19 protein-coding genes are annotated in these 22,706 nt (G+C 62.8%); 11 read left to right on the forward strand and 8 right to left on the reverse strand.

What is annotated here, in order from left to right; genetic code table 11:
• Positions 1-280 precede the first annotated feature (280 nt).
• The 7 genes from topA (at position 281) to rpmG (ending at position 8,950) form a co-directional block, all read left to right on the forward strand.
• A complete protein-coding gene (gene topA / locus NKI31_RS02575; protein ID WP_352650268.1) occupies positions 281-2,944 on the forward strand; it encodes a type I DNA topoisomerase in 2,664 nt (887 codons plus the stop codon).
• A 4-nt stretch (positions 2,945-2,948) separates the two neighbouring features.
• Positions 2,949-5,255 carry a ribonuclease R gene (gene rnr / locus NKI31_RS02580; RefSeq protein WP_352650270.1) on the forward strand — a complete coding sequence of 769 codons (2,307 nt, stop codon included), beginning with the start codon at positions 2,949-2,951 and terminating at the stop codon, positions 5,253-5,255.
• The gene (locus NKI31_RS02585; protein ID WP_352650272.1) at positions 5,255-5,707 is read left to right on the forward strand and encodes a DUF983 domain-containing protein; all 453 of its coding nucleotides are present in this window, start codon (positions 5,255-5,257) and stop codon (positions 5,705-5,707) included. Before rnr ends, NKI31_RS02585 begins: the two co-directional genes overlap by 1 nt.
• 85 nt (positions 5,708-5,792) lie before the next feature.
• On the forward strand, positions 5,793-6,533 hold the full coding sequence (locus NKI31_RS02590) for an NUDIX hydrolase (protein WP_023714243.1): 741 nt from the start codon (positions 5,793-5,795) through the stop codon (positions 6,531-6,533).
• Between the two features lie 79 nt (positions 6,534-6,612).
• Positions 6,613-7,788 (forward strand): MFS transporter, encoded by a 1,176-nt coding sequence (locus NKI31_RS02595; RefSeq protein WP_023701188.1) that lies wholly within the window; start codon positions 6,613-6,615, stop codon positions 7,786-7,788.
• 116 nt (positions 7,789-7,904) lie between these two features.
• Positions 7,905-8,360, forward strand: coding sequence for a YqfO family protein (locus NKI31_RS02600; RefSeq protein WP_023688312.1), 456 nt, complete (start codon positions 7,905-7,907; stop codon positions 8,358-8,360).
• 422 nt (positions 8,361-8,782) lie between these two features.
• Positions 8,783-8,950 carry a 50S ribosomal protein L33 gene (gene rpmG / locus NKI31_RS02605; RefSeq protein WP_006201775.1) on the forward strand — a complete coding sequence of 56 codons (168 nt, stop codon included), beginning with the start codon at positions 8,783-8,785 and terminating at the stop codon, positions 8,948-8,950.
• A gap of 409 nt (positions 8,951-9,359) precedes the next feature.
• On the opposite strand, the gene NKI31_RS02610 is transcribed toward rpmG, so the two are convergent.
• On the reverse strand, positions 9,360-10,733 hold the full coding sequence (locus NKI31_RS02610) for a PleD family two-component system response regulator (protein WP_352650275.1): 1,374 nt from the start codon (positions 10,731-10,733) through the stop codon (positions 9,360-9,362).
• Between the two features lie 25 nt (positions 10,734-10,758).
• Entirely contained in the window at positions 10,759-11,130 is a 372-nt protein-coding gene (locus NKI31_RS02615) for a response regulator (protein ID WP_023667574.1), read from the reverse strand.
• A gap of 239 nt (positions 11,131-11,369) precedes the next feature.
• Here NKI31_RS02615 and NKI31_RS02620 point away from each other — a divergent pair, with 239 nt between their 5' ends.
• Positions 11,370-11,669, forward strand: a complete 300-nt coding sequence (locus NKI31_RS02620) for a DUF3572 domain-containing protein (protein WP_023691161.1) — start codon at positions 11,370-11,372, stop codon at positions 11,667-11,669.
• Complete coding sequence (locus NKI31_RS02625; protein WP_023695429.1) at positions 11,666-12,319, forward strand: hypothetical protein; 654 nt, start codon at positions 11,666-11,668, stop codon at positions 12,317-12,319. The genes NKI31_RS02620 and NKI31_RS02625 overlap by 4 nt, the downstream gene beginning before the upstream one ends.
• Positions 12,320-12,343: 24 nt before the next feature.
• On the opposite strand, the gene NKI31_RS02630 is transcribed toward NKI31_RS02625, so the two are convergent.
• Entirely contained in the window at positions 12,344-13,831 is a 1,488-nt protein-coding gene (locus NKI31_RS02630) for a hypothetical protein (RefSeq protein ID WP_352650277.1), read from the reverse strand.
• A gap of 100 nt (positions 13,832-13,931) precedes the next feature.
• Positions 13,932-14,507, reverse strand: a complete 576-nt coding sequence (locus NKI31_RS02635) for a GNAT family N-acetyltransferase (RefSeq protein ID WP_023681576.1) — start codon at positions 14,505-14,507, stop codon at positions 13,932-13,934.
• A gap of 67 nt (positions 14,508-14,574) precedes the next feature.
• Between NKI31_RS02635 and NKI31_RS02640 the strand changes: the two genes are divergently transcribed.
• Positions 14,575-15,903, forward strand: a complete 1,329-nt coding sequence (locus tag NKI31_RS02640) for a DNA polymerase IV (protein WP_023710631.1) — start codon at positions 14,575-14,577, stop codon at positions 15,901-15,903.
• A gap of 6 nt (positions 15,904-15,909) precedes the next feature.
• Here the strand turns inward: NKI31_RS02640 and NKI31_RS02645 are convergent, their stop codons facing one another.
• Positions 15,910-16,416: a hypothetical protein gene (locus tag NKI31_RS02645; protein WP_023681578.1), complete on the reverse strand. Its 507-nt coding sequence runs from the start codon at positions 16,414-16,416 to the stop codon at positions 15,910-15,912.
• 183 nt (positions 16,417-16,599) lie between these two features.
• Here NKI31_RS02645 and NKI31_RS02650 point away from each other — a divergent pair, with 183 nt between their 5' ends.
• On the forward strand, positions 16,600-17,481 hold the full coding sequence (locus NKI31_RS02650) for a DMT family transporter (protein WP_023710632.1): 882 nt from the start codon (positions 16,600-16,602) through the stop codon (positions 17,479-17,481).
• A gap of 7 nt (positions 17,482-17,488) precedes the next feature.
• Here NKI31_RS02650 and NKI31_RS02655 read toward each other — a convergent pair whose 3' ends face one another.
• From NKI31_RS02655 to dnaE, 3 genes are all read right to left on the reverse strand, one after another.
• Positions 17,489-18,292 (reverse strand): potassium channel family protein, encoded by an 804-nt coding sequence (locus NKI31_RS02655; RefSeq protein WP_023710633.1) that lies wholly within the window; start codon positions 18,290-18,292, stop codon positions 17,489-17,491.
• A gap of 153 nt (positions 18,293-18,445) precedes the next feature.
• Positions 18,446-18,844, reverse strand: coding sequence for a nuclear transport factor 2 family protein (locus tag NKI31_RS02660; RefSeq protein WP_352650280.1), 399 nt, complete (start codon positions 18,842-18,844; stop codon positions 18,446-18,448).
• A gap of 169 nt (positions 18,845-19,013) precedes the next feature.
• Positions 19,014-22,541, reverse strand: a complete 3,528-nt coding sequence (dnaE, locus tag NKI31_RS02665; protein WP_023805310.1) for a DNA polymerase III subunit alpha — start codon at positions 22,539-22,541, stop codon at positions 19,014-19,016.
• Positions 22,542-22,706 lie beyond the last annotated feature (165 nt).

Consider the following 22,706-nt stretch of genomic DNA (forward strand, 5'->3'; position numbering starts at 1 on the left):
CTCGGCTGGCCGCCGGCTCCAAGCGACCCGGCGACCAGTTCGGCATTTACGGGCAGCACGAACTGGTCGCGGCGCCTTTCCCGGTGGCTCGAAACACGAACCCTCCCAGACAAAAATTTTGTGATCTTCTCCATACACTCTAAGAGTGTATTGCGGCACACGCCTCCGCATTTTGGCCGCTTGCCCTTGACCGATCGCAAAAGCGCGGCCATGTGAGCGACCAATTGAATGCGTCACGCAGCGGAATTCTTCTGCCGCCCCACAGCTGATATGAGACCTCATGGACGTCGTCGTCGTCGAATCGCCGGCCAAGGCAAAGACAATCAACAAGTATCTCGGCAAGAACTTCAAGGTTCTGGCCTCGTTCGGCCATGTCCGCGATCTGCCGGCCAAGGATGGTTCGGTGCGTCCCGACGAGGATTTCGCCATGTCCTGGGCGGTCGACACCGCGTCCGGAAAGCGTCTCACCGACATCGCCAACGCGGTCAAGGATGCCGATGGCCTGATCCTCGCCACCGATCCGGATCGCGAGGGCGAAGCCATTTCCTGGCACGTGCTGGAGGTGCTCAAGCAGAAGCGCGTGTTGAAGGACAAGCCGGTCAGCCGCGTCGTCTTCAATGCCATAACCAAGTCGTCGGTGCTGGAAGCGATGGCCAATCCGCGCCAGATCGATGCACCATTGGTCGATGCCTATCTGGCTCGCCGCGCACTCGATTATCTCGTCGGCTTCACGCTGTCGCCGGTGCTGTGGCGCAAATTGCCGGGCGCCCGTTCGGCCGGCCGCGTCCAGTCGGTGGCGCTGCGCCTGGTCTGCGACCGCGAATCCGAGATCGAGCGCTTCATCCGCGAGGAATACTGGCAGATCGCTGCCCTCCTCGGCACGCCACGTAACGACAGCTTCGAGGCGCGGCTGACCGCGTTCGAGCGCAAGAAGCTGCAGAAGCTCGACATCGCCAGCAAGGCGCAGGCCGACGATATCAAGGGCATGCTCGAAGGCGCGACCTTCAAGGCTCTGTCGGTGGAAGCCAAACCGACAAGGCGCAATCCTGGCCCGCCCTTCACCACTTCGACGCTGCAGCAGGCGGCATCGTCGGGCCTCGGCTTTTCGGCGACGCGCACCATGCAGGTGGCGCAGCGCCTCTATGAAGGCATGGAGATCGGCGGCGAGACCACCGGCCTGATCACCTATATGCGAACCGACGGCGTGCAGATGGCGCCGGAGGCGATCGACGCCGCCCGCGACACCATCGCCAAGGAATTCGGCCCAAGATACCTCCCGGAAAAGCCGCGCCAGTACACAGCCAAGGCCAAGAATGCCCAGGAAGCGCACGAGGCGGTCCGCCCGACCGATTTCATGCGCACGCCGGCTTCGGTCAGGCAGTATCTCGATTCCGACCAGCTGCGGCTTTACGAGCTGATCTGGAAGCGCGCCATCGCCAGCCAGATGCAGTCGGCCGAGATCGAGCGCACCACGGTCGAAATCGAGGCGGTCAATGGCGCCCGCACGGCGGAGCTTCGCGCCGTCGGTTCGGTCGTTCGCTTCGACGGCTTCATCGCCGCCTACACCGACCAGAAGGACGAGGACGCCGAAGACGAGGAAAACCGTCGCCTGCCCGAGATCCGTGCCGGCGAGCAGCTGGCCCGTCAGGCGATCAATGCCACCCAGCACACCACCGAGCCGCCGCCGCGCTATTCCGAGGCGTCGCTGATCAAGAAGCTGGAAGAGCTCGGCATCGGCCGTCCGTCGACCTACACCGCGATCCTGAAGACGTTGGAAGACCGTGACTACGTCAGCATCGACAAGCGCCGGCTGGTGCCGCAGGCCAAGGGCCGGCTGCTGTCGGCTTTCCTCGAAAGCTTCTTCGAGCGCTATGTCGAATATGACTTCACGGCCTCACTCGAGGAAAAGCTTGACGAGATTTCCGACGGCAAGCTCGCCTGGAAGGACGTGCTGCGTGACTTCTGGAAAGATTTTTCCGGCGCCGTCGCCGACATCAAGGAACTGCGCGTCACCGACGTGCTCGATGCGCTGAACGAGGAACTGGCGCCGCTGGTGTTCCCCGCGCGGGAGGATGGCTCGAATCCCCGCATCTGCCCAAAATGCGGCTCCGGCAATCTGTCGCTGAAACTCGGCAAGTTCGGCGCCTTCGTCGGCTGCTCCAACTATCCGGAATGTTCCTTTACCCGCCAACTCGGCGATGCCGCCAACCCGAATGGCGAGAATGGCGGCGGCGAGGACGGCACCAAGGTGCTCGGCAACGATCCCTACACGGCAGAGGAAATCACGCTGCGCTCAGGCCGCTTCGGTCCTTATATCCAGCGCGGCGACGGCAAGGAAGCCAAGCGCTCCAGCCTGCCCAAGGGCTGGACGCCCGACTCGATCGACCATGAAAAGGCCTTGGCGCTGCTGTCGCTGCCGCGCGATATCGGCAAGCATCCTGAATCCGGCAAGATGATCTCCGCCGGGCTTGGCCGCTATGGTCCATTCGTTTTGCATGATGGCACCTATGCCAATGTCGACAGCATAGAGGATGTGTTCTCGATCGGCCTCAACCGCGCTGTCACCGTGATCGCCGAGAAGCAGCTGAAGGGCAAGGGCGGCCGCAATGGCGGCACTGCGGCGGCGCTGAAGGAACTCGGCGACCATCCCGATGGCGGCGGCAAGATCGTCGTGCGCGATGGCAAATACGGGCCCTATGTCAACTACGGCAATGTGAACGCGACACTGCCCAAGGGCAAGGATCCGCAGTCGGTGACCGTCGAGGACGCGGTGGCGCTGATTGCCGAGAAGGAAGCCAAGGGCGGCGGCAAGAAGCCGTTCCGCAAGGCGGCAGCCGCCGAGGCTCCCACAGCCAAGAAAACCACTGCCAAAACAACCACTGGCAAGAAAACCACAGCCAAGAAATCGGCGACCAAGAAGCCGGCGGCGAAGAAAAAGGGATAGCAGCGTGGCGCGCAGGATCACCGGTAGAAGCCACGGCGATCCGCGCACCGCCGACACGAGGGCCAAGGTCAAGGACGACTACAGGCCTTCGCGTGACGAAATCCTGCGCTACATCGCCGAGAACCCCGACCGCGCGGGAAAACGCGACATCGCCAAGGCGTTCGCGCTGCGCGGTGACGACCGTATCTGGCTGAAGGACATCCTGCGCGACCTGCAGGACGAAGGCATCCTGACCAAGGAGCGCAAGCGGTTGGCCCGCGTCGGCGCTCTGCCGCACGTCGCCGTACTCGACATTTTTGGCCGCGACGGCGACGGCATCCTGCTGGCGCATCCGGCGGAGGCCGTCGGCACCGGCGAACCGCCGGTCATCTCGATCCGCGTCTCCCGCGGCGGCAATGGCCCGCAGCCGGGCATCGGCGACCGTGTGCTGGCCAAGACCTTCCCGACCGACGATGCGACCGGGCCTGCCTATACCGGCCGCGTGATGAAGATTTTCGAGAAGCGCACCGATGCCGTGCTGGGCGTCTTCCGTATCCTGAGGGACGGCACCTTCCGAATCGAGCCGGTCGAACGTCGCCAGCCCGAACTGATCGTCGACAAGGAATTCCAGAACGGCGCCAGGAACGGCGATTTGGTCGAGGTCGAGCCGGCGCGGGCCTCGCGCTACGGGCTTCCGCGTGCAAAGGTGCTGGCGGTGCTGGGCTCGCTGACCAGCGAAAAGGCGGTCTCGATGATCGCCATCCACGCGCACGACATTCCGCATATCTTCCCGGCCGACGTCATCGCCGAATCCGAGGCGGTAAATCCGGCGGCGATGGATCACCGCGAGGACTGGCGCGACCTGCCGCTGGTGACCATCGACCCGGCCGACGCCAAGGACCATGACGACGCCGTCTTCGCCACGCCCGACCTCGACGAGAAGAACCCCGGCGGCGTGATCGCCACAGTGGCGATCGCCGATGTCGGGGCCTATGTCCGCTATGGCACCGCACTCGATCGCGAGGCGCTGAAACGCGGCAATTCTGTCTATTTCCCCGACCGCGTCGTGCCGATGCTGCCAGAGCGCATCTCCAACGACCTGTGCTCGCTGCGCGAAGGCCAGGACCGTCCCGCGCTTGCCGTGCGCATGATTTTTGCCGCCGATGGCCGCAAGCTGCGTCACACCTTCCACCGCGTCATGATGAAATCGGCGGCAAAGCTCGCCTATCCGCAGGCCCAGGCCGCGATAGACCGCCTTCCTGACGACAAGACCGGCCCGATCCTCGATACGGTGCTGAAGCCGCTGTGGGACGCCTACGCCATCCTCAAGCGCGGCCGCGATGGCCGCCAGCCGCTCGAGCTTGATCTGCCGGAGCGCAAGATCCTGCTCAAGCCGGACGGCACCGTCGACCGCGTCATCGTCCCGGAGCGGCTCGACGCCCACAAGCTGATCGAAGAATTCATGATCCAGGCCAATGTCGCCGCCGCCGAAACGCTGGAAGCGAAGAAGCAGGCGCTGGTCTACCGCGTCCACGATGCGCCGTCGCTGGCCAAGCAGGAATCGCTGCGCGAGTTCCTGCAGACGCTCGGCCTGTCGCTGGCGCGTGGCGCGCAGATGCGGCCCGCCCAGTTCAACGGCATTCTCGAGCGCGTGCGTGGCGCCGACAATGAGGGGCTGGTCAACGAAGTGGTGCTGCGCTCGCAGAGTCAGGCCGAATATTCGCCCAAGAACATCGGCCATTTCGGCCTCAACCTGAAGCGCTACGCGCATTTCACCTCGCCGATCCGCCGCTATGCCGATCTGATCGTGCATCGCGGGCTGATTGCCGCACTTGGGCTCGGCCCCGGCGGGCTGACGCAGGACGAAGAGACGCGGCTGGAAGACGTCGCGGTGCTGATCTCCGGCACCGAGCGCCGCGCCATGGCGGCCGAGCGCGACACCGTCGACCGGCTGATCGCCGCCTACCTCGCCGAGCGCATCGACGACCGCTTCGACGCCCGCATTTCGGGCGTCACCAAATCGGGACTATTTGTCCAATTGCCGCAGTTTGGCGCAGATGGCTTCATCCCGGTGTCAAGTCTGGATGGCGATTACTATATATATGACGAAACCGCGCGATCGCTGTTCGGAGAACGCACCGGCAAGGGCTATCAGCTTGCCGACCGCGTCGAGGTTCGCCTGATCGAGGTGGCGCCTATGGCCGGCGCGATGCGTTTCGAGATGCTGACCGACCCGAAGCCCCTGCCCGGCTCCAAACGGTCGTTTCACAAGGCAAAAGGCCGCGCCCGCGCGTCGCAATCGCGCCCGGGGTCGCGCGGCAGGAGACGATAATGGCAAGCGAAATGGGAATCCAGAAGCAGGTTTTCGGCGGCGAACATCATTCGGGCCGAGTCGCCCGCCCGCTGTGGACGGCGATGAAGCGCGGCGCCCTTGGCCGCTGCCCGCATTGCGGCGAAGGCAGGTTGTTCGCCGGCTTCACCAAGAGCGTCGACAAATGCGCCGTGTGCGGTGAGGAGTTCCACCACCACCGCGCCGACGACCTGCCCGCTTATCTCGTCATCGTCATTGTCGGCCACATCGTTCTCGGCGCCTTCATGGGCATCGAGGCGACCTCGACGCTCTCCATGTGGCAGCACATCGCCATTTGGGTGCCGTTGACCATCGTGCTGTCGGTCGCTCTGCTGCAACCGGTCAAGGGCGCCGTCATCGGACTGCAATGGGCGCTCTATATGCACGGCTTCGGCGGCGAAAAAGACGGCACCGAGCCGCATCCCGGAACCTAGTTTGCGTCAGGGCAATGTCGCCTGGCGCAACATGCCGCGTGAAAGGCCACTTTCGTTTGCCAGAAGTTTCCGCTAGGTCCTGCGCATGGAAGGTATGACCAAGGCGGAAGTCAGCAGGATGGACCGTGGCGCAGCCGCCCACAGCGGCCTGCCCATACGCCCGCGCGATGCCGCCACCCTGATCCTGCTCGACCGCGAGGGCGACGAGATTCTGGTGCTGATGGGCCGGCGCCATGCAGGCCACGCCTTCATGCCCGGCAAGTTCGTCTTTCCCGGCGGCCGCACCGATTCGGCCGACAGCCGCATTGCCGTTGCCACCCCATTGCTTCCGGAGGAAGAAGCCAGGCTGACCGCCGGCGTCGGCCGCATCAGCCCGTCGCGGGCCCGTGCCATCGCGCTCTCGGCCATCCGCGAGACTTATGAGGAAGCCGGCCTGCTCATCGGCCGCAAAGGCTCGTTCGCAACCGACAAACGCGACTGGCAGGGCTTTGTCGAGCACGGCGTCCAGCCTTCGCTGGCGCCGCTGCGCTTCATTGCCCGCGCCATCACCCCGCCCAATCGCGTGCGTCGTTTCGACACCCGCTTCTTCAGCGCCTGGCGCAGCGATGTCGCCGTGGAACTGCCGGGTGGCGGCCCGACCAATGAGCTGGAAGAACTGGTCTGGCTGCCGCTCGCCAAGGCCAGAGAGGCCGATATCCCCGACATCACCCGAACGATCTTGCAGGAGCTGGAGACGCGGCTTGCCGGCGATCCGCGCCTGCGACCCGGTGGGTCCGTGCCGTTCTACCGGCTTGTCCGCAACCGCTTCGTTCGCGAAATTCTTTAGAGCAATTCCAGGAAAAGTGTGACGCGGTTTTCCGTCCGGAATTACGCAATATCAAACAGACAGAGTATTCAGGCATCACATGACGGTCGATACCCAGCAAGAGGGCGACGAGCGCGTACATTGGCTACCGATGATCGCCGCGATCTCGTCGATCAGCGTCGTCGGCATCGCCATAGGCCTCGGCATGCCGCTGCTCAGCGTTATTCTCGAGAGCCGCGGCCACTCGGCATCGATGATCGGCCTCAACACCGCGGTCGCCGGCCTCGCCTCGATCGCCGGCGCCCCGCTGGCCACGCCGCTGGCGATGCGCTTCGGCGTCGCCTGGACGATGATCGCCATGATCGCCGCCGGCGCGCTCGCCTTTGTCGGCTTCCACTTCGCGCCGGACTTCTGGATGTGGTTCCCACTACGCATCGTGCTGCACATCGCGCTGACGGTGCTGTTCATCCTGTCGGAATTCTGGATCAGCACCTCGGCGCCGCCGCGCCGGCGCGGCCTGGTGCTCGGCATCTACGCCACCGTGCTGTCGCTCGGCTTCGCCGCCGGGCCATGGATCTTCGCCCATATCGGCAGCACCGGCTTCTTGCCGTTTGGCGTCATCATCGTCCTGGTCGCGCTGGCCGCAATCCCGGTGCTGGCCGCACGGAATGAAAGTCCCACAATCGTGGTTGACGGCGAAACCAGCAACTTCCTGCGCTACATCTGGCTGGTGCCGACAGCGACCGCCGCCGTGCTGGTGTTCGGCGCCGTCGAGACCGGCGGCTTTGCGCTGTTCCCCGTCTATGGCAACCGCATCGGCTATTCCGAGGCGGATGCAGCCCTCCTGCTCACCATGATCGGCCTCGGCAACGTGCTGTTGCAGATCCCTATCGGCATGATCAGCGACCGCGTCTCAGACCGCCGCTATCTGCTTTTGGCCTGTGCCACGGTCGGACTTGCCGGCACCATCTTCATGCCGTTCTTCGCCGGCAATTGGCACCTGATGGCGGCGCTTCTGTTTGTCTGGGGCGGCGTGGTGGCCGCCATGTACACGATCGGCCTTGCCCATCTGGGCTCGCAGCTCTCCGGCCATGAACTGGCCTCGGCCAATGCCGCCTTCGTGCTCTGCTACGGCGTCGGCATGGTGCTTGGCCCGCAGGCGATCGGCATCGGCATGGATGCCTTCGGGCCCTCCGGCTTCGGCTGGTCGCTCGGCCTGTTCTTTGCCGCCTATATCGCCTTGGTCAGCGCCAGGCTGGTCCGCAAGATCTGGTAGCCTGTCCGTCGCCAGCCTGCGCAATCCTGACGGGATGTCGCCGCTGCTGACAGAACCGTGTCAGGAGACCTCAGCTAAAAGGGTGTCCCAAAAAACCCGAGTTTGAGGATACGGCGATGATCGACAGCGGCTTTGAAACCACATCTCTGCGCATGACGCTTCTGCTGCTTGTCAGCTTCCAGGCACCGGCAGCCGATGTCGACCGCATCATGGACGCCGTGGTCGCGATCGCGCCGCTGGCAATGGGCAAATACGACCGCAACGCCTATCAAACGGCGCACGGCATCGAACGCTACCGACCGCTGGAAGGTGCAGCCGCCGGCGTCGAAACCGAACTGCGCCGCCGCCCCGGCACCGTCGAGGTCTCGTTCGAGTTGCCCGATGACCAGGTGCTCGCCGCCCGCGTCGTCGAGGCGATTTTCCAGGCGCATTCCTACCAGGAGCCGGTGATCCGCATCCAGCCGATCCTCGCCAGCCGCTCCAAGGGCCTGGACGACCGCGCCAATCCGAATCGCTGGTGGAACACCACCGGGGACTGGAAGAAAGCGCTTCCAGTTAAGGAAGAAGCCTAGAAATCCGGCCCCGCTGAGGGGAAGCACCGGCCTTACCTTCTCCGTTGTGAGGTGAGAAGCGGTCCGTAGCGGACGAAAAGCCAATTGCGTGGTTTTTCGAGATTCGAATGCCCTGAGCCTGCGAAGAGTTGGGCGCGGGTGACCAATCCACCCTGCCGAACCAGCGCCGCTTCGCAGCGTCGCGGCATTCGCCGGCCTATAGCCATGCTGTCCGTCTCATCCTCAGCCTCCATCGGGCCGATGATAAAACCGGACAACTCATGTGCTACCTAATCCGGACAACTCATGTGCTTACGACACAGGCAAGGCGTCGGGCTTGACTTTCCGGGCACGTTCTTTATGTGTCGCGCCAAGTTTCCCGCGTCCGGGTGTTTTCCCCCGCTCCAGCGGCCAAAACCCCACGAACATAACGGACTGATACAATGGCCAAAGCCGCAAACATCAAGATCAAGCTTCTGTCGACCGCCGACACCGGTTTCTTCTACGTGACCAGCAAGAACAGCCGTACCAAGACCGACAAGCTGTCGTTCCGCAAATACGACCCGGTCGCCAAGAAGCATGTCGAGTTCAAGGAAACCAAGATCAAGTAATCTGGTTTTCATACGCTCTGTCAAAAGCGCCGCCCCTTCGGGCGGCGTTTTTGATTCAAGGCCCCGAAAAGCCAGAACCCTCCGCTGTTTGGCGCGAAGTGCTCATCTCATGTTTTGGCAAAAAAGGGGGCCGGTCGGCGTATGGCAGCGGTACGAGGAGGCCACTATGTGCCAGCGCCGGCCGGCCGACCCCACGGACCCAGGAGATGCGGCGGACCTGAGCATCATGGGGTATTCGGCGAAGCGATGCGGCTGTCTACCCTCGTGGCCGCATCGCCCTTGTTCTTGCACCGCACATTTGCGCAACAATGTTTGAAAATCAATAGTTTCTTAACCAAGCCTGCCGAATCGCTTGGATTAAGGTAAATTCCTAACCCTGTCCGATTGACTGCATAATCGGTGGTCTAGCCTACGCTGCCTTGGCGACGACCCGGTTGCGGCCGCCACTTTTGGCTTCGTAGAGCGCCACGTCGGCACGTTTCATCAACGCCGCGACCGTGTCCGCGCCCTTCAGAACCGATGACACGCCGACGCTGACCGTGACTTCGATCGCCTTGCCGTCAGGACCGATGGCAAACGGCAGCTGGGCGATTTCGGCGCGAATGCGCTCGGCAACCTTCTCCGCCACCGTGCCGTCCGTGTCCGGCATCACAACGACGAATTCCTCGCCGCCGAAGCGGCAGGCAAGGTCGATGCCCCTGACGTTCTTGCGCAGCCGCCTTGCGAACTCGCGCAGCACATCGTCGCCGCCATCATGGCCATGCGAGTCATTGACGGTCTTGAAGCGGTCGAGATCGGTGATCATCACCGACAGAGGCCGCCGCCGCGCCACGGCGCGGTCGAACAGCGTCTGCAAATGGCTGTCGAGGTAGCGGCGGTTGTGCAGCCCGGTCAACGCGTCGGTCACCGCCATCTCGATGGTCTGGGTGACACTGGCGCGCAGCTGGTCGTTGTAGCGCTTGCGGCGCACCTGCGTGCGCAGCCGCGCCGTCAGCTCCTGCTGGTCGATCGGCCGCATCAGATAGTCGTTGATGCCGAGCTCGAGCCCGCGAATGATGCGCCCCTCCTCGCCTTCGTCGGCAATCAGGATGATCGGCAGGAAGCGGGTGCGGTCGAGCGAACGCAATTGCGAACACAACCGCAGCGGATCGAAATCGGTAAAACCGGTCGAGATCAGCACGCACTCATAGGGCGCCTCGGCGGCCTGGAAGAAGCCGGCATGCGGATCGGTGGCAATGTCGAGCTCGGCGCTGCCGCGCAGCATGTTCTGGATGCGCTCGAACGACGATTTGCGCTCGTCGATCAACAGCACCTTCGGCGTGGCGTCCTCCGACGCGAAGCTGCGGCTCAACAGCGCCTCCATGCCGATGTTGCGGGTGGTCGATGCGCGCAGCCGCAGCTCGTCGGTCAGCGACTTCAGCCTGACCAGGCTCTTCACCCGCGTCATCAGTTGCAGATCGTTGACCGGCTTGGTGAGAAAGTCGTCGGCGCCTGCCTCGAGGCCGCGCACCCGGTCGGCAACATGGCCCAGCGCGGTCACCATGACCACCGGTATATGCGCGGTCGCCGGATCGCTTTTCAGCCGCTTGCAGACCTCGAACCCGTCCATGCCGGGCATCATCACGTCGAGCAGCACGACATCGACCTTGCCGTTTTCGCAGGTCTCGATCGCGTCCGGCCCGTTGGAGGCCGTCAACACCTCGAAATATTCGGCCAGCAGCCGAACCTCGAGAAGTTTGACATTGGCAGGGATGTCGTCGACGACGAGGATCCGCGCGGTCATGTCACAAGGGCTCCGGCTGAAGGCATCAGGCATCACCGAGATAGGATTTGATGGTCTCGATGAAACGCGGCACCGAGATCGGCTTGGAGATGTAGGCCTCGCAACCGCCCTGGCGAATGCGTTCCTCGTCGCCCTTCATGGCGAAGGCGGTGACGGCGATGACCGGAATGGAATGGAGGTCGTCGTCCTCCTTCAGCCATTTCGTCACTTCCAGCCCCGACACTTCGGGTAGCTGGATGTCCATCAGGATCAGGTCGGGCCTGTGCTGGCGCGCCAGATCGAGCGCCTCGAGCCCGTTGCGCGTGCGCACCGTTTCATAACCGCTGGCTTCGATGAGGTCGCGAAAGAGCTTCATATTGAGCTCGTTGTCCTCGACGATCATGACCTTCTTAGGCATCGATTTCCCATCCCGGCCAGGCTTCTGCCCGAAGCCCTGCCGCTATCCGCCCTTGTCGAAGCACACCAAACCCTCGCCCACTCTTAAGGCAATATGATTGACGAAATGGAAACCCGAAGCGGCAAAAGCCATTCGGATTCCACCTCGAAAACCACATTGGATCGGGGCTGTGGCTTGCCGCAGACGACGCTTGCGATTACTGCGGAAAAGAGACTCATTTCCGCAACGAGAAAGTAGTGATGGCAAACGCAGCGTCAATGCGCGAGGAAGCGGAAACCATTGCCGTGAAGGCACTGGGCTTCGTCGCCGCCGACCCCGAACTCCTGCCGCGCTTCCTGGCCATCACCGGTATCGAGGCGTCCGCCATCCGCCGCGCCGCGGCCGAACCGGGATTCCTTGCCGGCGTGCTGCAGTTCATCCTCGCCCACGAGCCCACCTTGCTGCGCTTTGCCGAGGAAACCGGCACCCCCCCTGCCTCAGTCGGCAAGGCGTTGCGCGCGCTGCCTCTTGGCGGCGACGACCATGAGCATTCGATATGAGCGACGATCCCGAGACGGCACGCCAGATCGCCGAACTTGCAGCCGACGACCGGCCTCTGCTGATCCTCGATGTCGACGATGTCGTGCTCGAATTCATCCGGCCGTTTCCGCACTTCCTGAAATCGCGCGGCTTCGGCCTGACGCTGGCCTCGTTCCGTCTCACCGGCAACATTGCCGAAACGGCGAGCGGCCGGCTGATCGAACAGCCGGAGGTGACGGCACTTCTCGGAGATTTCTTCGATACGCAGGCCGACTGGCAGAGCGTCACCGATGGTGCCGAACAAGCGCTTGCCAGCCTTGGCGACCGCGCCGAGATCGTCCTTTTGACCGCCATGCCGCACCGGCATCGCGCTGCGCGCCGCGCCCATCTCGATGCGCTCGGGCTGCCCTATCCGCTGTTGACCACCGAGATGGCCAAGGGACCGGCGGTGGCGAAACTGCGCGGCAAGAACGGCCGGCCGGTGGCCTTTGTCGACGACCAGCCCGCCAATCTTATCTCGGCGCGCAATTCCGTCGCCGACGCCCACCTCTTTCACCTGATGGCCGACAATTCGCTGCGCGCCTTCATGCCGCCGGTGCCCGACGACATCATCTCCGTCGAGGACTGGCGCGATGCCGCGCCGAAGATCGCGAGCGCGCTGGGGCTCTGAGTTAGTCGCCTCTGAGTCCAGCGCTCAGGGCTTCGTTGCTGTCCCAGGGCTCGCATCCTGATCGGTGTTGTCTTCCACGACCGGATCAGGCCCCTTCAGCATGGCGCCGTTGACCGTCACCGACCCATCATGCCTGGCGTTGATCACCCATTCGATACGGCCGTCCGGCAACGTCTTGGCGAATCCCTTGATGGCAAGCGCCCCTGTGAAAGCCTGCGACGCTTGCGGGTCGGTCTTCGCCGCCTCCTGCAGGCTTGCCACGATCTCGTCGTAGCCGGTGACGTCGATGGTCACGTTGGCATCGGGCTTCTTGTCGGGGAAGGTCATTTCGCCTTCCATGGCGACCTCTATGTCGCCATTCTTGACCGTGCTGTGTCCAAGCACGAACTTTGGTGTCTTGGCCAGGAAATTGGCGGAAATCTGATCGCCGAAATCTGCCGGAAGCGGTGGATCCTTACTGAAATCGAGGGTTTCTATGGTTTTCCGAGCCATACTGTCGAGATCGATGTTGGCGCCGCCGAAATTCAGGTCGAGATCCGTCGGCAGCAACGCAACGGTCCAACTGGGCAGCATCTGCTGCGGTATTGTCAGGCCGGAAACCTTGAATGAGTAGCTGATCTTGCCGTCCTTGGTGATGCCGTCCATGCCGACAACGGTGTTCAGCTGCGCCGCGCCGAAATTGCCGGCATATGTTTCAATGGCAAGGTTTTTGAATGCGTAGGTCCCATCGATCCGTTCCCATAGCGGCAGCGCACCGAGCAGAAGCGTTTTGAACTCTGCTTGATCGGCCTTCAGCCGGGCCTCGTCCTCATGGGCGACGGCGAACGCCAAAAGATCCAGAAGCGGCTTGGTCTGAATGGCCTTAGCGGTCACGTTCACAGCGAGCTCCGGTGCCCGGAGCGCTGCGATTGACCGGTCATCGATTTTGACCGTTTCGACGAAGTCCGCCATCGCCTGTGTGAAATTAAGATCGACGCCGCCGTTGGCCGACTTGCTGGCGTCAAATTTGGAAGAGCCCAGCCCCACGCTCAAATCGGTCAATTGACTGACTTGGCGCGACGTCATCGTCATGCCTGCAATCGAACTGGTGCCGCTGGTAAATGCCGCCAGTTCCGGGTCATAGACGCCCGTGAACTTGCCATCCTTGACAACGATTTGCCCGGTGTTCAGGCCATTTGGGCCATTTACCTCGATGGACCCAGTCGTAGAGAAATCCGAGGCGACATCCCAGCCTCCGTCGCTGCGCGGTTTGACCCGCAGCGTGACGGGCGGGAAATCGAACCGCTTCAGATCCTGCTTCGGCATCTTCGCCACAAGCGCCTTCACATCGAAGGTGATCTTGTAGGCACCCTCCTCGGCTGAGATCTTCAAAATGCCTTCATTGAGCGCCTGTTTGCCGACATAGCGAGAGAGCTCATCGGAAAGTTGCTTGGCACCTTGGGCATCGACAGCCTGGCCAAAGGCAGGAGCGCTGAGGGCGAGAAGGAAAGCAAGCGGCAAGACACGGTTCACAAAATTCTCCATTTGACCAAAAAGGAACGCTTCGTTCGTCTGCTATGAAACCAACCTACAGCTTCCACAGGACATCAACAAACGCCGACGGGTAATTAGACTACAACACCAGCCGCATCAGCGGCCGTCCGGCCTTGCGTTCGACAAGCCGCTCGAAGCCGGCCTTTTCAAACACACGCGACGAGCCGACGAACAGCCCGATCGAACGCGAATCGCGCGACACGTCGATCGGACACGCCTCGACCAGCCGCGCCTTGTTCTGGCGGGCAAAAGCGATGCCGCCCTCGACCAGGCGGTGGCTGACGCCCCGGCCGCGCGCGCTGGCGCGGATGAAGAAGCAGGAGATGGCCCAGACGCCGGGATCTACGGCGTCGGTTGGATCGACCGGCGCCGAGCCCCGGCCCCGATTGTTCCATTCGGGCACGTCGGCGCGTGGACCGATCTGCATCCAGCCGACCGCCTGGCCGTCCTCGAAGGCCAAAAGCCCCGGCGGCGGCCCGGCCTCGATACGCGCCTTGATATGATCCTTGTTGCGCTGCTTGTCGCTGGCCCGTCGGACCGCCGGCGCCATCCGGAAATGCGTGCACCAGCAGCCGTAACAGGCGCCCTGCTTGCCGAAAAGATCCTCGAAATCCGCCCATAGGTCAGGCGCCAGCGGCGCTATGGTGGTGCTCATGAGTTCTCTCCCGGCTAACCGCTTGTGGCGGCTTCCGTCCTGACGTACCATTGCATCTGTTCTCTTTATGTTCGCAGCGATGGCGGCCCCTGTCAACAATCCCGAGCACGGTTTTTGCCGCGACTGCCTGACCCTTCAGCGCAGCGATACCAGGCGCTGTGAGCGTTGCGGCAGCCCTCGACTCACCCGCCATCCCGAGCTCTACCAGCTGCATCTGGCGCATATCGATTGCGACGCCTTCTATGCGGCGATCGAAAAGCGTGACAATCCGGCGCTGAAGGACAAGCCGCTGATCATCGGCGGCGGCAAGCGCGGCGTCGTTTCCACCGCCTGCTACATCGCCCGCATCCAGGGGGTGCGCTCGGCAATGCCGATGTTCAAGGCGCTCGAAGCCTGTCCGGAAGCGGTCGTCATCCCGCCCAATATGGAGAAATACGTCCGCGTCGGCCGCGATGTCCGCGCCTTGATGCAGGCGCTCACGCCGCTGGTCGAACCGCTCTCCATCGATGAGGCGTTTCTCGACCTTGCCGGCACCGAGCGCCTGCACGGCATGCCGCCGGCGGTGGTGCTGGCGCGCTTTGCGCAGACCGTCGAAAAGGAAATCGGCATCACCGTTTCGGCCGGCCTTTCCTACTGCAAGTTCCTGGCCAAGGTTGCCTCCGATTTCCGCAAGCCGCGCGGCTTTTCGGTGATCGGCGAAGCCGAGGCGCTGGGTTTCCTGGCCGAACAGCCGGTGACGCTGATCTGGGGCGTCGGCAAGGCTTTTGCCGCAACGCTCGAACGCGACGGCATCCGCAGCATCGCCCAGTTGCAGCGCATGGAGCGCGCCGATCTTATGCGTCGCTATGGCGTGATGGGCACCCGGCTCTACCATCTCTCGCGCGGCCAGGACGACCGCCGTGTCGATCCCGACCAGGATGCGAAAAGTGTGTCGGCCGAAACCACTTTCGACACCGACATAGCTGAAATGGGCGAACTGGTTCCAGTGCTGAGGGGATTGTCGGAAAAGGTCTCGGCGCGGCTGAAGAAGTCAGGCATTGCCGGGCGCACCGTGGTGCTGAAGCTGAAGACGCAGGATTTCAAGCTGCGTACCCGCAACCGCCAGCTCGGCGACCCGACCCGGCTGGCCGACCGCATTTTCCAGACCGGGCTCGAGCTGTTGCGCAAGGAGGCGGACGGGACAAAGTACCGGCTGCTTGGCATCGGTGTCAGCGATCTCTCGGATGACGAGAAGGCCGATCCGCCCGATCTCGTCGACGTCGGCTCGCGCAAGCGCGCCATGGCCGAAAGCGCCATCGATACGCTGCGCGACAAGTTCGGCAAGAAGGCGGTGGAAACCGGCTACACCTTCGGTAAAGGCCGCAACGCCAACCCGCCGGAGCCGATCGAGGAGTGAGACGGCTTAGATACGCTTGAGATCGATGCGGCTCGTCACCACGTTCTTGCCGGTTTTCGGATCGACGTCGGTAACGGTCAACCGCATTCCGTCGCCGCTGGTTTTCTCGACCGTCAACCGCGCCTTACGATCGCCATTGACCTCCGCCGCCCAGCGAATGCCGAGACTGATCGCGTTGCCGGAACGGCTGCCGGCGAGCTGTGCCGGCCCGGTGCGCGACCCGACATAGACGCCTGTATACTTCGCCCCGCGGGCCTTCAGATTGGCGCTGATGGCGCGCGTCACCACGACAAGACCACGGCAATTGCCGTCAAGCGACAATGAGCTCGAGGTCGCGTCGGAATTGAAGGTGCAGGACACATTCACCGTCGGTGCGTCGGTGGTGACCTTGACTGTCCCCTTGCCGGAGAAATTCCCTTGCAAGGAGCTGAGAAAATTCGCCTCGTCGGCATGGGCCGCGGCGCTTGCAGTTAGCAGGCAGCCGGCTAGCAGAAACCGCGCGAATGATTTCATCGGAATCTCTTCCCCGTTGATGTTGAAGAAACGATGCGTCCAGCAATTGGCCAATACCGGGAACCAACGCCTGCCGTTTCGTCAGGTTCCACTTCCAGCATGGCTGTTTTCGCAACGGTCTGGCCCAGTCGAATGCGTCGCCTAACGGTTGCGATAGAAGTCCCGGCTTGCGACATAGCGCCTATGGCACCTTCCCCATCGATCCCCAAAGCCGCGTTCTGGATGGCGCTGTCGATCGCCTCGTTTCTGGCGATGTCAGTCGCCGGCCGCGCAACCACCGCCGAGCTCAACGTCTTCCAGGTGCTGGAACTGCGCTCGGTGATCGGCTTCTTCATCCTGTTGCCGCTGGTGACGATGAGCGGCGGATTCGCCGCAATGCGCACGCAGCGCCCGTTGGCCCATATCGCTCGCAATGTCATCCACTATACGGGCCAGGCGGCATGGCTCTATGCGCTGACGCTGATCCCGCTTGCGGTGCTCATATCGATCGAATTCACCACGCCGATCTGGACCGCGATCCTGGCGGTGACCTTTCTTGGCGAAAGGCTCTCCCGCCCGAAAATTGCGGCGGTCGTGCTTGGCCTGATCGGCGTGGTGGTCATCGTTCGCCCCGGCGTCGGCTCCATGGATCCGGGTCACCTCGTCGTTCTCGGCGCGGCCGTGTGCTTTGGCGTATCGGTGGTGTTGGTCAAGTCGCTGACCCGCACGGACAGTGTCGTGCGCATCATCTTCTGGATGCTGATCATCCAGTCGGTGGTCGGCCTGATCCCGGCGCTTTATGAATGGCGCAACCCACCGCTCGAACTCTGGCCATGGATCCTGCTGATTGCCTTCACCGGCATGTCGTCGCATTTCTGCATGGCGCGTGCCCTCACCTATGCCGACGCTACGGTGATTTCACCGATGGATTTCCTGCGCGTGCCACTGTCGGCGCTGATCGGCTGGCTGCTCTACAGCGAACAGATCGACATCTTTACAGCCGGCGGCGCCCTGCTGATCCTGATGGGCAACCTGCTCAACCTGCAGCGCAAGGCGCCAAAGCCGGCCGAGGTCGCGGCCTCGTAGCGGTCGGTCAATTCCCCTCATCCGGTATGTTGAGAAGATGCCCGCAGGCCTTGCAGTGCACGGCGTCCGGCTCATGCCGTTGCAGTCCGCACTGCGGACAGGGAAAGAACACCTTGGCGGGTCGAAAAATCGCCGTCGCCAGTCTGACGAACAGCGAGATGCCGATGATCATGGTAGCGATTGCGGTCAGCTTGCCGGCGATCCCCGGCAGCACGATGTCGCCGAAACCGGTCGTCGTCACCGTGGCGACGGTAAAATACAGCGCATCGATATAGTTCTCGAGGCCGGCGCCGGTGCGAAAGAAAAAGGTGTAGACGAAGCCGGTGATGACGAACAGGAACGTCAACAGGTTGATGACCGCGTGGCTCGCCTCGCGCCAGGGCCTTAAGCCACGCATTTCGAAATGCCGCCACAGCGACCCGCTGCGCGACAGCGACCACAGCCGCAGGATGCGCAGGAACGCCAGATTTGCCAGCGCCGTCGGCATCAGCAGCGTCAAAAGGATGAAGACATCGACCCAGGATGTCGGCTGTTTCATCAGCCGCAACATGTCGTTGGAGGCTAACAGTCGGGCAATCAGGTCGGCGGCGACCAATGCGGCGACGGTATAGTCGAGCCACAGGAATGACGGCTTGTCCTGGAGCACCGGCGTGGCAACGAAGAAGGCGACGATGGTGAGGTCGATGATGACCGCCACCAGTTGAAACCGGAACGCCGCCGGCGTGCGTCCGTGATAGAGCTTGCGCAGCCTGTCACGCAGCCGCGCCATCGCTGAGCTTTGCTGCAATCCGTCCTTCTCGGCTGCTTTCATCACCAAGTGCGTAACGGTCCCAGCCGGGGTCGTCTAGAGCATGATCCCAAAAAGTGGGTGCCGGTTTGCGGAAAAGATCATGCTCCAACAAAGGGTTAGATCATGATGAGATTTCAACCGAATCTCATCATGATCTAGTGGCCCCGGTGATCGTCAGCCCTCCACCACCTTGCCGTCCGGCCCCACGAGGCGCCAGGCCGAGGCGGTGTCGTAGACGAACCGCTCCTCCGCAATCCGGTCACCACGCCAGCGCTGCAGGGCCACCTCTTCCAGCCGGCGCACGGTGCCGGCCTTGTCGATACGGTCGAAGGTCCAGCGGATGGCGACATTGTCGCCATCGACCAGGAATGTCTGGACAGGATGGGTGTGCATCTTCTCGATCCGGTCGAGTGCTGCCTGCTCATGCGCCATCAGTGTTTCCTTGCCGCCCCGCGGGACGCCGAGATTTTCCTGCATGGTGGCATCGTCATGGTAGAAGTCGGCGATCGCCTTGACGTGGCTGCCTTCGACCACCTCCTTGAGGAAGGCTTCGACGCGTTCGCGGCTGGGCATGATTGTGCGTTCCTGTGAAGTTTCTGCTCAACGCATGTGGTTCAAAGGAAGGTCAGTTCAACCACGCCCCGCACGCTGGCCCTATCGGCTGCAATGTCAGGCCCAGAGCATCTTTATGCCGTCATGCACTGGCCGACGTCGATGCGATTGCCGTGTATATCAGCGCAGCCTAGACGAGCTCGACTTCGACCACACCCGGCACCGCGCGCATGGCCGACGCGATCTGCGGCGAGATGCGGTAGCGGTTGGGCAATTCGATCTCGATCTCGCCCTGCGCCTCTTCTTTGATGACGATAATGCTTACCTGACTTTCCCCACGCTGGGTAAGCTGCGATTGAATCGCCGACGCAGGCCCGTCATTTCGAACGAAGATGCGCAGCGCCTTCTGGATACGGCTGGCCTCATCCTCCAGCGACTGCACCGTCTGGATGCGCAGATTGACCCCTTCGGGCCTATCCTCGGCCGAAACGGTGATCACCACCGAACGTCCGGGCTCGAGCAGATCGCGATACTGCGCCAACCCTTCCGAAAACAGCACGGCTTCATATTGGCCAGATGTGTCGGAAAAGGCGATGACGCCCATCTTGTTGCCGGTTCGGGTCTTGCGCTCCTGCTTGGTGGTGACGGTGCCGGCGAGCCGGCCCGCGGCGGCACCGCGTTTGACCGCAGCCGAGAACTCGCCCCAGTTTTGCACCCGCATCTTCTGCAGGGCCGCCTTGTACTCGTCGAGCGGATGCGCCGAAAGATAGAAGCCGACGACCTGGAATTCGCGGTGCAGCCGGTCGGCGGCAAGCCACGGATCGGTCTGCGGCAAATTGAGCGCCTGCTGCTGCGCGCCGAGCGACGCGCCGAAAATGTCGTGCTGGCCCGAAATGGCATTCTGCTGCGCCAGAGAAGCCAGCCCCATCATCCGTTCGACGCCGGCCATCATCTGGGCGCGGTCGTGGCCGAAGCAGTCGAGCGCGCCGGCCATGATCAAGCTTTCGAAGACGCGCTTGCCGACGATCTTGGGATCGACCCTTTCACAGAAATCGGCGAGATTCTTGAACGGCTTTTCGCCGCGCATGGCGACGATGTGCTCGACCGCAGCGTCGCCGACGCCCTTGAGGGCCGCCAGCGAATAGTAAATGCGGTTCTCGCCGACCTCGAAATTGCGGAAGCTGGTCATCACCGACGGCGCCACCACCTCGATGCCGAGACGCAGCGCATCCTGGCGGAAATCGGCGAGTTTGTCGGTATTGCCCATGTCGAGCGTCATCGACGCCGCCAGGAACTCGACGGGGTAATGCGCCTTGAGATAGGCGGTCTGGTAGGACACGACGGCGTAGGCGGCCGCGTGCGATTTGTTGAAGCCGTAGTCGGCGAACTTGGCCAGAAGGTCGAAGATGAAGTCGGCCTGCGGCTTGCCGACGCCGCGTTCGACCGCACCGGTGACGAAGCGCTCGCGCTGCTTGTCCATTTCGGCGCGGATCTTCTTGCCCATCGCGCGACGCAGCAGATCGGCTTCGCCGAGCGAATAGCCCGACAGTTCCTGCGCGATCTGCATCACCTGTTCCTGGTAGACGATGACGCCTTGCGTCTCCTTCACCAGATGGTCGATCTTGGGATGGATCGATGCCATCTCCTCTTCGCCATGCTTTCTGGCGTTGTAGGTCGGGATGTTCTCCATCGGGCCGGGACGGTAGAGCGCCACCAGCGCGATGATGTCCTCGATGCAGTCGGGCCGCATGCCGATCAGCGCCTTGCGCATGCCGGCACTTTCCACCTGGAACACACCGACCACTTCGCCGCGCGACAGCATGGCGTAGGTTTCAGGATCGTCGAGCGGGATCGTCGCCAGGTCGATCTCGATGCCGCGCCGGCGGATCAGCTTCACCGCCGTCTCCAGCACCGTCAGCGTCTTCAGGCCGAGGAAGTCGAATTTTACCAGCCCGGCCTGCTCGACATATTTCATGTTGAACTGGGTGACCGGCATGTCGGAGCGCGGATCGCGGTACATCGGCACCAGTTCCGACAAGGGCCGGTCGCCGATCACGATGCCGGCGGCGTGCGTCGAAGCGTGGCGGTAGAGCCCTTCCAGCTTTTGCGCCATATCGAGCAGCGTCTGCACGATCGGCTCCTTCTCGGCCTCCTCGGCAAAGCGCGGCTCGTTGGCGATGGCATCCGCCAGCTTGACCGGATTGGCCGGGTTCTGCGGCACCATCTTGGAGAGCTTGTCGACTTGGCCGTAAGGCATTTGCAGCACGCGGCCGACGTCGCGCAGCACCGCGCGCGCCTGCAGCGTACCGAAGGTGATGATTTGTCCCACCTGGTCGCGGCCATATTTCTGCTGGACGTAGCGGATGACCTCTTCGCGCCGATCCTGGCAGAAGTCGATGTCGAAGTCGGGCATCGACACGCGGTCCGGATTGAGGAAGCGCTCGAACAGCAGCGAGAAGCGCAGCGGATCGATATCGGTGATGGTGGTGGAATAAGCGACCAGCGATCCGGCGCCCGAACCACGGCCCGGCCCGACCGGAATGCCTTGCGCCTTCGCCCATTTGATGAAGTCGGCCACGATCAGGAAGTAACCGGGAAATTTCATCTTCTCGATGATGGAGAGCTCGAAATCGAGCCGCTCGCGGTATTGTTCGACCGTGTAGCCGGCGGTGGGTCCATGCGCCGCCAGCCGGGCCTCCAGCCCCTCATGCGCCTGCCGGCGTAGCTCATCGGCCTCCGCTTTCAGCGCCACCTCATTGTCGGCGACATCGCCGCCGGTAAAGCGTGGCAGGATCGGATTGCGGGTCTTGGGATAATAGGAACAGCGCAGCGCGATCTCGACGGTGTTGTCGATCGCTTCCGGCAGGTCGGCGAACAGCCGCGCCATATCCGCCTGGCTGCGCAGGAAATTGTCCGAAGTCAGCCGGCGACGGTTGTCGGCGGCAACCACCGAACCCTCGGCAATGGCGATCAGAGCATCATGCGCGTCATAGTCGTCGCGGGCGGCGAAGAACGCCTCATTCGTGGCGACCAGCGGCAGATCATGGATATAGGCAAGGTCGACCGATGATTTCTCGATAGCGCGGTCATAACCGGAAACACGGTCCAACTCGACATAGAGCCGGTCGCCGAACAGCGCCTTGAGTGCCAGCAGCCGCGTCTCGGCAAGATCTCGGCGATCCTCCTTCAGCGCCCGGCCGATCGGGCCGCGCGGCCCGCCGCTGAGGCAGATCAGGCCATCGCTATGGCCTTCCAGCATTGCTGACGTCAGATGCACGGGCTCGCCCGGCGGCGTCTCCAGATAGACCTGGCTGACCAGCCTGACGAGGTTGCTGTAGCCGGCCTCGGTGGCGGCGAGCAGCACCACGGCGTGCATCTCCGGACCATGGCGGCGGCGGTCGCGCTGCGCGTCGCTGGTCTCGCCGGAAAAGGCGAGATCGATCTGGCAACCGATAATCGGCTGGATGCCTTCCTTCACCGCCTTCTGGGCAAATTCCAGCGCGCCGAACAGATTGTTTGTGTCGGTGACTGCGATTGCCGGGCACTCGTCCTTGACTGCATGACCGACAACGGCGGCGACCTGCAAGGCGCCCTCGAGCAGCGAATACGCCGAATGCACGCGCAGATGGATGAACGGCCGCGCCGGCGCCTCCGGGCGCGCAGCAGCGAGCGCTGCTTCGCGCCTCAGGGGATCGCGTGGAAGTTTGTCATCCGCCATGATGTTTCAAATTGCTCGAAGGGCTTTGAGTCGATGGAGATGTATTGTCCCGGACCGGGCGATGCCAGTCCAGCACAAATGACCACCGACCACAGGCTTCCATACCCAGCCGCACGGCTCAGAGATTGTTCGAAATTCGCTCTGGCGAGTCATATGATGGTGGTT

The sequence above is a fragment of the Mesorhizobium sp. M0659 genome (genome assembly GCF_040320605.1).
Lineage (GTDB): Bacteria > Pseudomonadota > Alphaproteobacteria > Rhizobiales > Rhizobiaceae > Mesorhizobium.

Coding starts and splice junctions, on each gene's coding strand:
- topA (WP_352650268.1), top strand. CDS start 281: ATGGACGTCGTCGTCGTCGAATCGCCGGCCAAGGCAAAGACAATCAAC.
- NKI31_RS02585 (WP_352650272.1), top strand. CDS start 5,255: ATGGCAAGCGAAATGGGAATCCAGAAGCAGGTTTTCGGCGGCGAACAT.
- NKI31_RS02590 (WP_023714243.1), top strand. CDS start 5,793: ATGGAAGGTATGACCAAGGCGGAAGTCAGCAGGATGGACCGTGGCGCA.
- NKI31_RS02595 (WP_023701188.1), top strand. CDS start 6,613: ATGACGGTCGATACCCAGCAAGAGGGCGACGAGCGCGTACATTGGCTA.
- NKI31_RS02600 (WP_023688312.1), top strand. CDS start 7,905: ATGATCGACAGCGGCTTTGAAACCACATCTCTGCGCATGACGCTTCTG.
- rpmG (WP_006201775.1), top strand. CDS start 8,783: ATGGCCAAAGCCGCAAACATCAAGATCAAGCTTCTGTCGACCGCCGAC.
- NKI31_RS02610 (WP_352650275.1), bottom strand. CDS start 10,733: ATGACCGCGCGGATCCTCGTCGTCGACGACATCCCTGCCAATGTCAAA.
- NKI31_RS02615 (WP_023667574.1), bottom strand. CDS start 11,130: ATGCCTAAGAAGGTCATGATCGTCGAGGACAACGAGCTCAATATGAAG.
- NKI31_RS02620 (WP_023691161.1), top strand. CDS start 11,370: ATGGCAAACGCAGCGTCAATGCGCGAGGAAGCGGAAACCATTGCCGTG.
- NKI31_RS02625 (WP_023695429.1), top strand. CDS start 11,666: ATGAGCGACGATCCCGAGACGGCACGCCAGATCGCCGAACTTGCAGCC.
- NKI31_RS02635 (WP_023681576.1), bottom strand. CDS start 14,507: ATGAGCACCACCATAGCGCCGCTGGCGCCTGACCTATGGGCGGATTTC.
- NKI31_RS02640 (WP_023710631.1), top strand. CDS start 14,575: ATGTTCGCAGCGATGGCGGCCCCTGTCAACAATCCCGAGCACGGTTTT.
- NKI31_RS02645 (WP_023681578.1), bottom strand. CDS start 16,416: ATGAAATCATTCGCGCGGTTTCTGCTAGCCGGCTGCCTGCTAACTGCA.
- NKI31_RS02650 (WP_023710632.1), top strand. CDS start 16,600: ATGGCACCTTCCCCATCGATCCCCAAAGCCGCGTTCTGGATGGCGCTG.
- NKI31_RS02655 (WP_023710633.1), bottom strand. CDS start 18,292: ATGAAAGCAGCCGAGAAGGACGGATTGCAGCAAAGCTCAGCGATGGCG.
- NKI31_RS02660 (WP_352650280.1), bottom strand. CDS start 18,844: ATGCCCAGCCGCGAACGCGTCGAAGCCTTCCTCAAGGAGGTGGTCGAA.
- dnaE (WP_023805310.1), bottom strand. CDS start 22,541: ATGGCGGATGACAAACTTCCACGCGATCCCCTGAGGCGCGAAGCAGCG.